At 38.1% G+C, this 12,660-nt stretch carries 13 protein-coding genes; 10 read left to right on the forward strand and 3 right to left on the reverse strand.

What is annotated here, in order from left to right:
• Positions 1–437: 437 nt before the first annotated feature.
• The gene (gene lexA, locus J7E67_RS08105; RefSeq protein ID WP_168242900.1) at positions 438–1,061 is read right to left on the reverse strand and encodes a transcriptional repressor LexA; all 624 of its coding nucleotides are present in this window, start codon (positions 1,059–1,061) and stop codon (positions 438–440) included.
• Positions 1,062–1,218: 157 nt separating this feature from the next.
• On the opposite strand from lexA, the gene yneA reads away from it, so the two are divergent.
• From yneA to J7E67_RS08145, 8 genes are all read left to right on the forward strand, one after another.
• Positions 1,219–1,542, forward strand: coding sequence for a cell division suppressor protein YneA (gene yneA, locus J7E67_RS08110; RefSeq protein ID WP_214716002.1), 324 nt, complete (start codon positions 1,219–1,221; stop codon positions 1,540–1,542).
• 12 nt (positions 1,543–1,554) lie between these two features.
• The gene (locus J7E67_RS08115) at positions 1,555–2,202 is read left to right on the forward strand and encodes a YneB family resolvase-like protein (protein ID WP_214716001.1); all 648 of its coding nucleotides are present in this window, start codon (positions 1,555–1,557) and stop codon (positions 2,200–2,202) included.
• Between the two features lie 77 nt (positions 2,203–2,279).
• Positions 2,280–2,510, forward strand: a complete 231-nt coding sequence (locus J7E67_RS08120) for a DUF896 domain-containing protein (RefSeq protein ID WP_088086536.1) — start codon at positions 2,280–2,282, stop codon at positions 2,508–2,510.
• A gap of 178 nt (positions 2,511–2,688) precedes the next feature.
• Positions 2,689–4,695 carry a transketolase gene (gene tkt / locus J7E67_RS08125; protein WP_214731338.1) on the forward strand — a complete coding sequence of 669 codons (2,007 nt, stop codon included), beginning with the start codon at positions 2,689–2,691 and terminating at the stop codon, positions 4,693–4,695.
• A gap of 255 nt (positions 4,696–4,950) precedes the next feature.
• Positions 4,951–5,391, forward strand: a complete 441-nt coding sequence (gene sirA / locus J7E67_RS08130; protein ID WP_214715998.1) for a sporulation inhibitor of replication protein SirA — start codon at positions 4,951–4,953, stop codon at positions 5,389–5,391.
• Positions 5,392–5,462: 71 nt separating this feature from the next.
• The gene (locus J7E67_RS08135; RefSeq protein WP_088086539.1) at positions 5,463–5,678 is read left to right on the forward strand and encodes a YneF family protein; all 216 of its coding nucleotides are present in this window, start codon (positions 5,463–5,465) and stop codon (positions 5,676–5,678) included.
• A 186-nt stretch (positions 5,679–5,864) separates the two neighbouring features.
• Positions 5,865–7,616, forward strand: a complete 1,752-nt coding sequence (locus tag J7E67_RS08140) for an ABC transporter transmembrane domain-containing protein (protein ID WP_214715996.1) — start codon at positions 5,865–5,867, stop codon at positions 7,614–7,616.
• Position 7,617: 1 nt separating this feature from the next.
• Positions 7,618–9,411 (forward strand): ABC transporter ATP-binding protein, encoded by a 1,794-nt coding sequence (locus tag J7E67_RS08145; RefSeq protein WP_214715994.1) that lies wholly within the window; start codon positions 7,618–7,620, stop codon positions 9,409–9,411.
• Between the two features lie 92 nt (positions 9,412–9,503).
• On the opposite strand, the gene J7E67_RS08150 is transcribed toward J7E67_RS08145, so the two are convergent.
• On the reverse strand, positions 9,504–9,680 hold the full coding sequence (locus J7E67_RS08150) for an aspartyl-phosphate phosphatase Spo0E family protein (RefSeq protein ID WP_214715993.1): 177 nt from the start codon (positions 9,678–9,680) through the stop codon (positions 9,504–9,506).
• 279 nt (positions 9,681–9,959) lie between these two features.
• Here J7E67_RS08150 and J7E67_RS08155 point away from each other — a divergent pair, with 279 nt between their 5' ends.
• Positions 9,960–10,667, forward strand: a complete 708-nt coding sequence (locus J7E67_RS08155) for a cytochrome c biogenesis CcdA family protein (RefSeq protein ID WP_214731341.1) — start codon at positions 9,960–9,962, stop codon at positions 10,665–10,667.
• Positions 10,668–10,864: 197 nt separating this feature from the next.
• Complete coding sequence (locus J7E67_RS08160) at positions 10,865–11,344, forward strand: CcdC family protein (protein WP_214715991.1); 480 nt, start codon at positions 10,865–10,867, stop codon at positions 11,342–11,344.
• A gap of 598 nt (positions 11,345–11,942) precedes the next feature.
• Here J7E67_RS08160 and J7E67_RS08165 read toward each other — a convergent pair.
• Positions 11,943–12,368, reverse strand: a complete 426-nt coding sequence (locus J7E67_RS08165; RefSeq protein ID WP_214715990.1) for a DUF2621 domain-containing protein — start codon at positions 12,366–12,368, stop codon at positions 11,943–11,945.
• Positions 12,369–12,660: the final 292 nt, after the last annotated feature.

The raw sequence follows: 12,660 nt of genomic DNA on the forward strand, positions 1-12,660 counted from the left end.
TCGTAGAAATTCATCTAGAACGGTCACGTAGGTCGTCTCTACGTGCCCCAACTCGTAGAAATTCATCTAGAACGGTCACGTAGGCCCCCTCTACGTGCCTCAACTCGTAGAAATTCATCTAGAACGGTCACGTAGGCCCCCTCTACGTGCCTCAACTCGTAGAGATTCATCTAGAACGGTCACGTAGGCCCCCTCTACGTGCCCCAACTCGTAGAGATTCTTCTGGAAAGGTCACGTAGGCCCCCTCTACGTGCCCCAACTCGTAGAAATTCATCTAGAACGGTCACGTAGGTCGTCTCTACGTGCCCCAACTCGTAGAGATTCTTCTGGAAAGGTCGCGTAGACCCACTCTACCCCAGATTCTGTAGTTCCTTCAGCTTTAGGTTGATTAGCACAACAAAAAAAGAGTCGGCACGTATATGCCAACTCTCTTAAACTTAATGAATATGTCGGTAAACCCCAATAACTTTACCTAAAATCGAAACATTCCTTAATATAATAGGGTCCATTGTAGAATTTTCCGGCTGCAGGCGTATGTAATCTTTTTCTTTGAAAAATCTTTTACAGGTGGCTTCATCTTCCTCGGTCATTGCTACAACAATATCCCCGTTATTAGCGGTTGGCTGCTGTTTCACAATTACATAGTCCCCGTCTAGGATCCCAGCTTCTATCATACTCTCACCCATGATTTCTAACATGAAAACTTGTTCATCTGCAGGTGCAAGACTTTCTGGAAGCGGAAAATACTCTTCCACATTTTCAATCGCTGTAATTGGGAGTCCTGCCGTTACTTTCCCAACCACTGGAACATTGACAACTGTATTTCTTGGTATATGTGCAGCAACATCTGCTTCTAATATTTCAATTGCTCTTGGTTTTGTGGGATCCCGTCTAATAAGTCCTTTGCTTTCCAATCTTGCTAGATGTCCGTGAACAGTAGAACTGGATGCGAGTCCAACCGCTTCTCCAATTTCCCTTACTGAAGGGGGATATCCTTTACTCTTAACCTCACTTTTAATGAAGTCTAAGATATCTTGCTGCCTCTTTGATATTTTAGCCATGATAAAATCCACCTCGCCTGGTTAATGTTGACTTTATTATAACATGTTCGTATTTTTTATACAAACATAAGTTCGAAAATATGGTTGACAACAAACAAACGTTCGATTTATAATGAAAATAATAAATCGAACATACATTCTTATAGAGGTGTTATTTATGAAAAAATTATGGAACAAATACTCCTATGCTATTACTCTTATTATTTTAAGTTGTTCACTTTCAATCATATTATCATTCCAACATCATTCCAACGCGCAAGATAATTTTTTAAAGGTTACAATCACAGAAGGAGATTCACTATGGAAAATCTCTGATCAATTTTCGGGTCAACATTCATTATCAAACAAGGAGTTTGTTGCTTGGATAAAAAAGCATAATGAATTAGATGATGATCAAATATTTCCAGGTGAAGAAATTATCATTCCGGTGAGTAAAGAAGTCTCATCTACGAATGAATTTGCTAGCGCCGTTAGTGAATAGAAAGGAACTTTTATGAAAGCAATTATATACTGCCGTGTCAGCACAAATAAGGAAACACAAGAATCTTCGTTAAAGCGTCAGGAAGAGGAATTAACGCAACTAGCTAACACCTATCACTTTGAGATTGATAGGGTAATTAAAGAAAAGGCTAGTGGCTATGATTTTAATCGTGAGGGGATTTTTCAATTATTAGAACGAATTAGAGAAAAGCATGTACAAGCCCTCTTAATTCAGGATGAAACACGACTCGGTAGAGGTAACGCCAAAATTGCGCTCTTGCATTGCATTTTAAAAGAAAATATTAAACTTTATAGTATCTCCCATAGTGGAGAATTACAGCTTTCAGAATCGGATTCCATGGTTTTGAACATCGTAAGTATGGTTGAAGAGTACCAACGTAAACTACATAATGCAAAAATCAAACGTGGAATGAAGCGAGCAGTCCAGAATGGATATAAACCAGAAAAAAACTTAAAAAATCTCGGAGAATCCTCTGGACGAGAGAAAATTGAAGTTCCAATTGGAGAAATTGTCCGGTTAAGAAAAAATGGATTAATTTTTTCAGAAATAGCTGCTACACTTAGAGGTTTTGGCTATAACATTTCTAAAGCCACGGTTCATAGAAGATTCCAGGAATATATTGAATCACAAGAAGAGTAGACCTTTTGCCTTGTCATTAGGTTTTTTTTTTAGTAAAATCAGGTGTCATGTAAATAGTTTGAAAGGAAGGTCTTTGAATGCTTTCAAAAGAAAAGATGGCTAGAATTAATGAGCTGGCACGAAAAGCAAAAGCAACGGGATTGACTGAAACAGAAGCGAAAGAGCAAACTAAATTAAGAAGTGAATATTTGGCTACTTTTCGTTCGAATATGCTTGATACCCTTACCAACACCAAGTTTATTGATCCGGAAGGAAATGACGTTACACCGGAAAAAATCAAGGCTAGGAAAAAAAATACACTTCACTAAAAGTTCAGGAATACATTTTTTGTATTCCTATTTTACATATACTGACTATTTTTGTGTAAAAATAAAAAAAATAGTGATTTTTGTTTCTTATTATTATGCTATTTGTTGAATAAAAAACGGTAGCAATATAAAATTGAAATGTATAAAGTAACCTTGTGATTAGGAAAGGATGTAATTCATGTTTAATACTATTGATGATTTATCTGTTACCTCCATTCGAACGCTTTCCATTGATGCGATCGAAAAAGCAAACTCAGGACATCCAGGAATGCCGATGGGTGCAGCGCCAATGACCTATACTTTATGGACGCGTTTCTTGAACCAAAATCCAAAGAATCCACAGTGGTTTAACCGAGATCGTTTTGTCTTGTCAGCAGGTCATGGTTCAGCGTTGTTATACAGCATGCTTCACTTGTCTGGTTTCAACTTATCAATGGATGACTTAAAGCAATTCCGCCAATGGGGCTCTAAAACGCCTGGACACCCAGAGTATGGCCACACTGAAGGTGTTGAAGCAACTACTGGTCCACTTGGACAGGGGATTGCAATGGCAGTAGGAATGGCAATGACAGAACGCCATGTTGCAAGTGTTTATAATAAAGATAAATATGAACTTGTGAACCATTTTACATACAGTATCTGTGGAGATGGAGATTTGATGGAGGGTGTATCTGCTGAGGCAGCGTCGCTAGCAGGACACTTGAAATTAGGGCGATTGGTAGTCCTTTATGATTCAAACGATATCTCACTTGATGGAGACCTAGATAAGTCGTTCTCAGAAAGTGTCAAAGATCGCTTCCTATCATACGGATGGCAATATGTTCGTGTCGAAGACGGCAATAATCTGGATGAAATTGCGAAAGCTCTGGAAGAAGCTAAAAATGATTTAGACAGACCAACAATGATTGAAGTAAGAACGGTCATTGGCTATGGTTCACCAAACCGTGCGGGAACTTCAGGTGTTCATGGTTCACCACTTGGAGCGAATGAATTAAAACTTACAAAAGAGGCTTATAAATGGACTTTTGAAGAAGATTTCCATGTACCCCAGGAAGTCTATGACAACTTCCAGAAGCTGATCGTTGAAAATGGCGAGAAAAAGGAAAAAGAGTGGAATGATCTTTTCGCTCAATATAAAAAAGAGTACCCTGAACTAGCTACTCAGCTTGAACAAGCATTAAATAATGAACTTCCTGCAGGTTGGGATAAAGAAATCCCTGTATATCCAGAAGGAAAAAGCCTGGCAAGCCGTGCCTCTTCAGGTGAAGTATTAAATGGTATTGCTAAGAATCTACCTATTTTTATCGGTGGATCAGCAGACCTTGCTGGTTCGAATAAAACGATGATTAAAGGTACGAAAGACTTTATGCCTGGTTCCTATGAAGGCCGTAATATCTGGTTTGGTGTGCGTGAATTTGCGATGGGTGCGGCAATGAATGGTATTGCTCTTCATGGCGGCGTAAAAGTATTTGGCGGAACATTCTTTGTCTTCTCTGATTACTTGCGTCCTGCCATTCGTCTAGCAGCTTTAATGGGATTACCTGTCACTTATGTCTTTACCCATGACAGTATTGCTGTAGGGGAAGATGGACCAACACATGAGCCAGTTGAACAGCTTGCAGCATTACGTGCCATGTCAGGATTATCAATCATTCGTCCTGCAGACGGTAATGAAACGGCAGCTGCTTGGAAACTTGCAGTGGAGTCTACCAACAAACCAACTGCACTTGTATTAACTCGTCAAGATTTACCTACATTAAATGGAACGGATACCAATGCGTACGAGGGAGTTTCTAAAGGGGCATATGTGGTGTCTCCTTCAGAAAGAGAAACTCCTGATGCGTTGTTATTAGCAACTGGATCAGAAGTAAGCCTTGCAGTGGAAGCTCAAAAAGCGCTTGCTGGAGAAGGTGTTCATGTTTCGGTTGTAAGTATGCCTTCATGGGATCGATTCGAGCAGCAATCTCAAGAGTACAAAGACTCTGTTCTGCCAAGAAGTGTGAAAAAGCGTCTTGGAATTGAAGTGGGAGCATCATTTGGCTGGCACAAATACACTGGTGACGAAGGCGATGTTCTTGCTATTGATCATTTCGGAGCTTCAGCACCTGGAGAAAAGATTATGGAAGAATTCGGGTTCACTGTAAACAACGTAGTTGCACGTGTAAAAGCACTTTTGCAAAAGTAAAATAGTTAAATGTTAGGGAGAGCGGAGTTATTCCGCTCTCCTTTTTGTGTCTGAATTGCCAGGAATATCAACAATATTATGAACAAAGTTAATGTTTGCAGGAAAATTCAACAAATCTACCGAATTTATAGAAGAATAGTTTAGAATCCTGCTAATCGACAAAAATAGTGGAAGTTTTTGCCGTCGTAAGACAAAAGTTTCGTTTGTCTTTTTTTATAATAGTAAAAAGGGTAATCAACGAAGGAGAGAACAGTGGTGAGAAAATATCAGCTATATTTAATAGAAGATGAATTTGCGACCCATTACTTCGGAAGAGAACGATTATTTTTCCAACTTTTTCATGAACATCATAAATCGAACGGCGAACTTAAATTTATTACACAAAAACAAATTTCCTATATAACCAAAAAGGTTGAGGTACTAAAGATCCATCAACTTATTCAAAAACAACTTGGAAAAATTAAGGGTTTTAAAGCAGAGCATGGTGCATATTCGATTGAATTAAGCGGAAAACTAAGTACGGCTAAATTAGAGGTTTTTCAAGACTTAATTACTATTGATGCACAAGGCAGCTATGAAGCAGAGACGGCTTTTTTTGAGGTTCTAAGAAAATGTGAGTCTTCCTTTATGGCACTAGACCTTGAACATCAGCGTTACGGTTGGTTAAAGCCGATAAAGGAAAGAAAATTTATCTAATTGCAGATATTGTCTAATCGTGTTTTATTTAGTACACTGTATGGTAGACAACATGAAGGAGGAAGTTGAATATGGGTTATTACATTCTAGTTGGTATACTAGCATTAGCAGCTGGTGTAGCACTAGGATTTTTCATTGCTCGTAAATATATGATGAGCTACTTAAAGAAAAATCCGCCAATCAATGAACAAATGTTAAAAATGATGATGATGCAAATGGGACAAAAACCATCTCAAAAGAAGATCAACCAAATGATGGCTGCCATGAACAAACAACAATCAAAATAAAACGGACAAGCACTCATGTAGATGGGTGCTTTTTTCGTGCTGATAAAAATATTCTAAATCTTTATTATTTTATAAAAATTTGGTAAAATTAAACCTCAGTCCGTTGGATTATTTTTCCGAATAACTTTAATTAACAACATATTCAATTTTTGGCAGATCGATTACTCGTGATTTGGGGGCGGTTTAATGAAAGTATTTTTAGAATTAGGCTGGTATTTTAAACAGGAGAAAAAAGCGTATATATCCGGGATTTTCCTCCTAATGCTTGTAGCTATATTGCAACTGGTGCCGCCAAAGATCATAGGAATCATTGCTGACCAAATTAAGAATAGGACGATGACAACGGGAATTCTCTTGCAGTGGATGGCCGTATTAGTTATTGTTGCCCTTGCAATGTATTTCCTTAGGTACTACTGGAGAATTATGATTTTTGGATCATCAGTTAAGTTAAGTAAGTTGCTTCGAAATCGGCTGTATCATCATTTTACAAATATGTCGCCATCATTTTACCAAAAACGTCGAATAGGGGATTTAATGGCACATGCCACAAACGATCTGTCAGCCATTCAACAAACAGCGGGCGTAGGCGTGCTAACCTTCGTTGATTCTCTTTCAACTGGTGGGTTTGTTATCTGTGCAATGGCATTTACGATTAGCTGGAAGTTAACATTAATCTGTTTAATTCCGATGCCCTTTATGGTAATACTTACGAGCTGGTTTGGAACAATGCTCCATCGAACCTTTTATCAGGCACAGGAAGCATTTTCGTCATTAAATGATAAAACTCAGGAAAGTATTACTGGGATTAAAGTGATTAAGACGTTTGGCCAGGAAAATGAAGATATCGAGGATTTTCGGAAGCAATCAGAAGATGTCGTCCAAAAAAATATCACTGTCGCAAAAATTGATTCTCTTTTCGATCCGACGATTTCGATCATTGTTGGTATTTCCTTTTTCTTATCGATTGTGTTTGGTGCAAAATACGTGCTTAATGGGGAACTAACAATCGGGCAATTACTCTCGTTTACTACATATTTAGGTTTACTCATCTGGCCGATGCTTGCATTTGGCTGGTTATTTAATATTGTTGAGCGAGGCAGTGCTTCCTATGACCGAGTTTCCATGCTCCTTCAAGAAAAAGAAGATATAGCCGATAAGGAGGGGGCCTTAAACGTGGTGCCCGCGGGTGATATTGAATACAATCTTTCTAGCTTTACCTATCCTGGAGAAACCACACCGGTTTTAAAGGATATATATTTTTCGATACATACCGGCGAGACGGTGGGCATTGTTGGTAAAACCGGTGCTGGTAAAACCACTCTTTTAAAACTGCTCATTCGTGAGTTTGATAGTTATCAAGGTGAAATTAGATTTGGAGGGAAATCTCTGCAGGAATACAAGCTTGAAAAATTACGCGAGGCCATTGGTTATGTACCGCAAGATCATTTCTTGTTTTCAGCCTCTGTTAGTGAAAATATCGCCTTTACGAACCACGGGGCATCAATAGAGGAAGTCGAGAATGCCGCTAAGCTTGCCAATATCCATACTGATATCCTTCAATTTACTGAAGGCTATCAAACGGTTGTTGGAGAGCGTGGGGTATCCTTATCGGGCGGGCAGAAGCAAAGGATTTCGATTGCCCGGGCTATTTTGATGAAGCCAGAAGTGTTAGTACTCGATGATTCATTATCTGCAGTAGATGCAAAAACAGAAGAAGCCATTCTTTCAGCATTAAAACAGAATAGGGAAGGAAAAACAACCATCATTACTTCACACCGATTAAGTGCCATTCAACACGCAAATCTCATTCTCGTTCTTGAGGATGGAAAGATTGTGGAAAGAGGTACACATGAAGAATTGATGGAATCGGGTGAATGGTATAAGGAAATGTATTTACGCCAGCAGCTAGAAGAGTTGGTTGAGCATGGAGGGCATTAAGATGGATGAGAAAATTCAGCTTACAGATTGTGAACAAAGAAATATTTTATTCCGTTTGCTTTCTTATACGAAACCACATAAAAAAACGATTGTCACAGCATTTATCTTCTTACTATTAACAACGATCGGCGATATTGTTTTACCGATTATCGTAAAAATATTTATCGATGATTATTTAACTCCTGGGAAGCTAGAGTTTCAGCCACTTTTGATCCTAGGTTCCACGTACATGTCAATCCAAATGATTAAAGCGATTCTCATGTTTTTTCAATTGGTTAAATTCCAGGAACTGGCTTTGAAAATTATCCAACAGCTGCGCATTGATGTTTTTTCTAAAGTACAGTCGCTCGGGCTAAAGTATTTTGATAAGACCCCAGCAGGAAGTATCGTTTCAAGGGTGACCAATGATACCGAAGCCATTAAAGACATGTTTGTTACCGTTATTGCAACGTTTATCCAAGGTGGATTTTTATTACTAGGTATTTTTATTGCGATGTTTATTCTGAACATCAAACTTGGCTTATTATGTGTCGTGATCCTTCCGTTATTATTGTTTGTCATGAACCTATACAGAAAATTAAGTTCACGATTTTACCTTGATATGCGCGAACGGCTGAGTCAATTGAATGCCAAGCTCAGTGAATCATTATCTGGAATGGGAATAATTCAAGTGTTTCGGCAGGAAAAAAGACTCCGGGCAGAATTCGGAGCTATTAATGACCAACACTATCAGGCAGGAATGAAAAATATCAAAATAGATGGCCTCCTGTTAAGACCAGCGATTGATTTAATCTATATTTTGGGCTTAATCATTGTATTAAGTTATTTTGGAATAACGTCTTTTAACCATATGGTGGAAATCGGCGTGTTATATGCCTTCATAAATTATTTGGATCGTTTTTTCGAACCGGTTAATCAGATGATGATGAGGCTTTCCTTGTACCAACAAGCGATTGTCGCTGGCTCGCGTGTTTTTAAACTGTTGGATGAGGAAGAATTAGCACCAATACAAAAAAAAGAGCGGACCAATTCCATTGAAAGAGGAATGATTGAGTTTAAGAATTTAAGTTTTTCCTATGATGGAAAACGGGATGTGCTAAAATCTATTTCCTTCATGGCAAATCCTGGTGAAACAGTCGCACTGGTTGGCCATACCGGAAGTGGAAAAAGCTCGATTATCAATTTGTTAATGCGTTTTTATGAGTATGAACGGGGGGACATTTTGATTGATGGTCAATCGATTCGGAACTTCACAAAGACAGAACTCAGGGAGAAAATGGGCTTAGTCTTACAGGATCCATTCTTGTTCTACGGGACGGTGAAGGATAATATCCGCCTTCATTCGAATGAGATGACGGATGAACAAGTCGAAGAAGCAGCAAAGTTTGTCCAAGTCCACACCTTTATTGAAAAGTTGGAGGATGGCTTTGAACATAAGGTTGTCGAGCGTGGTACCACATTTTCAAGCGGTCAAAGGCAATTAATCGCTTTTGCCCGAACAATCGCCGCTAATCCCAAAATATTGGTACTCGACGAAGCGACCGCGAATATAGATACAGAAACAGAAGAAGCCATTCAAACCGCACTCGCCAAAATGCGAAAAGGGCGAACGACTATTGCCATTGCGCATCGCCTGTCAACCATTCAGGATGCTGATTTAATCTTAGTTTTGCATCAGGGGGAAATTGTTGAACGGGGAACCCATCAAGAACTGCTTGCCCAGGGTGGCTTGTACCATAAAATGTTCCTTTTGCAAAACGGAGCGGTTGAACGTCTGGAGGATGTTGTGAATTAATGGAAAAAAGCCTGGCGGCGAAGCCAGGCTTTTACTCGTTTTATAGGTCTATTGTCTATTTTTTATGGTGGCAACTTACAAGGATTTTTCTTTTAACAGGCAGATGAAGGCATCTTGTTTATATATATTCTATGATATTCATTTAAGAGATGATCAAGTTCCTGGCTGTAGCGAATTGCAACGGAGGATGTCAAGCCGTTGGTGATGGCGACTTGAATTAATTCAGCTCGTTTTTTTTCAATTAATGTAACTAAATCATTTTTTGTCACGGCCGATGTCCTTTCCGGAGTAACTCCTAAATTATGGTGCAAATAGACTACTAATATATCAAAATGACATTGGTTTTACTAGTATAACCCATGATGTAAATTTTTTCAAAGACATTTGTAAATAAATATCCAACGAATTTATGCATATATTTTAACAAGGGGGTTATTTCAGATGAACAGAAAAACAAGCGGCGACACAAAATATTCAAGTTAACCATTATCATTTATATCAAACATTTGTTAGAATATAAACGTATCGACTATAGTGGGAGTGTTAATATGTCAGATGTAAATATATTTTTAGCATTAGGAGCAGGATTTTTAAGCTTTATTTCACCTTGTTGTTTACCTCTTTATCCTGCATTTCTCTCTTACATTACAGGAATGTCTGTTGGGGAGCTAAAAAGTGAAAATGCGATGCTTCAAAAACGGAGTCTACTCCACACATTATTTTTCCTTTTAGGCTTTTCGATTATTTTTATTGCGATTGGATTTGGAACTTCGTTTCTAGGAAGCTTTTTCTTACAGTATAAAGATCTTATTCGTCAACTAGGCGGAATTTTTATTGTTTTCTTTGGTTTAGTGATCGTAGGAATTTTAAATCCGAAGTTTATGATGAAGGATCGCCGCATTGAATTTAAAAATCGTCCTTCAGGTTATTTTGGTTCTGTTTTAATTGGGATGGCATTTGCAGCTGGTTGGACGCCTTGTACAGGTCCGATTCTATCGTTTGTTATTTCCCTAGCAGCCACAAATCCAGGTTCAGGTATGATGTATATGATTGCCTATTGTCTAGGCTTTGCCATACCATTCTTTATCCTTTCGTTCTTCCTTGGCCGCATGACTTGGATTAAGAAGAACAGCGGCAAAATTGTAAAAATTGGCGGTTACATAATGATTGTAATGGGGATTGTCCTATTCTTTGACTGGATGACTAAAATCATTACTATTTTTTCAGAAATGTTTGGTGGCTTTACGGGGTTCTAATGTAAACTCAAAAATGATAAATATATAAAAATATTATATTCTTTGAAAGGGAACTTCCTTAGGAGGTTTTTTCCTTTTTTTGTATCGATCACCTGTGTGTTAGAAATGGGAACATTTTATCATGAGATAATTTTTTTCAAATGAATTTATTTGAGATATAATGGGTTAGTAAATATATTAGATAAGGAATGAATCTAATGAACTTAGTTGTTGCTTCTTCAATTGGAGCGGTTTTTATGGGCACCCTTGCCTTAGTTGTCCGTATGAAAGCTGCAAAGAAACCCACGAATGCTCTTAAGATAATCCTTCCGCCATTCTTCATGTCGAGTGGGGCTTTAATGTACATCGAACCGCAATTTAGACTAAGTGGATCAGAAATGATCGAGGCAGCGGTCGTAGGGATGCTATTTTCTATTTTACTCATTAAAACCTCGAAGTTTGAGATCCGCGATAACGATATTTATCTAAAGCGATCGAAAGCATTTTTCTTTATTTTAATTGGACTATTAGTGGTTCGTCTCGTTATGAAGTCGGTGCTTAGTGCAACCATTGATTTTGGAGAATTAAGCGGAATGTTCTTTTTCCTTGCCTATTGTATGATTGTCCCATGGCGAATTGCGATGTATATGGACTACAAAAAGCTTTTTAGGCAACTTCATGGTGATAAGCAATTATAATTATGTGAGAGACTGGTCCTTTATTGGATCAGTTTTTCTTTTTGGATTTGTTAAATAATGAGTTTGAAATATTAGTCGAAAATGTTTGCAAAGTTCCGGGCTATTGGAGACAAAATTTAGGAAAAAACAATGAGAAGTGTCTCCAATAAAAACTATTGGCGACAGAAATCAGAAGAAATTAGTGAAAAGTGTTGCCTATGAGGGCTATTGACGACAAAAATCAGTGAAAAGTGTCGCCAATGAGGGCTATTGGCGACAAAATTTAGGGAAAAACAATGAGAAGTGTCTCCAATAAAAGCTATTGGCGAAAGAAATCAGAAAAAAGTTGTGGAATGAGTCGCCAATGAGGGCTATTGGAGACAAAAGTCAGTAAAATCAGTGAAAAGTGTTGCCAAGAAGGGCTATTGGCGACAAAATTTAGGGAAAAACAATGAGAAGTGTCTCCAATAAAAGCTATTGGCGAAAGAAATCAGAAAAAAGTTGTGGAATGAGTCGCTAATGAGGGCTGTTGACGACAATAGTTAGGGAAAAAGTCTGAAAAATGTATCCAATGGAGTCCGTTGATGTCAAAATAAAAAACCATCTATTAGCTAGACGGTTAAAATAGATGCTCAAAAGGAGCAACATCAATTCTATTTTCAAACAGCTTTTTTCGTAAAAATTTATGATCTCTTTTTGGTGTGGCTTGAATATATCCACGAATGACGAGGTCCTGAGTGATTTTAGGAGCTCTTTCTTTAAGGGCGATTTCGCCAATCTTTCCGGCAATCTTATGTCTGGCAACATCGCGGAATAATTCGGGAACAGGGCTGACTAAATCCTCTAGGAGTTCTTTCTCCTCGGGCCCCCACAAGTGCCGCGATTCATTTACATAGTGTTCTTCCCAATCCATAACTGATTTGCCATCTTCTTTCGGCATCTTCTTCAAAAACTTTCGGAACATAAAAAATCCACCGATGGCAAATGAGCCAACTAGGAAAAATACCCAGAACAGGATAAACCATAGAAACCAACCATGAAGCATATCTATTCACCTACAAGATAACTATTTTTCTTCTTATTATAGTCTGTTTTTATGAATTAAGACAAGTATTGGACAAAATTGAATGAAATTATACTTAAGATTTTAATCAAGAATCGAATCATTGTGAATGCGCGCTAAACAGGTTATTGTTCTGTAGTTTCCTGATGAAAAGCTTGTCGAAAAAATGACAAATCCATTGATTCTATTGATTATCACCATATTCCATAGTAATATGATATCAACTGATAGGGAAGCGAATTAATTTGTTTCTTTCGCCAAAAGACTGTGTTAC

The sequence above is a fragment of the Bacillus sp. ISL-46 genome, from assembly GCF_018613205.1.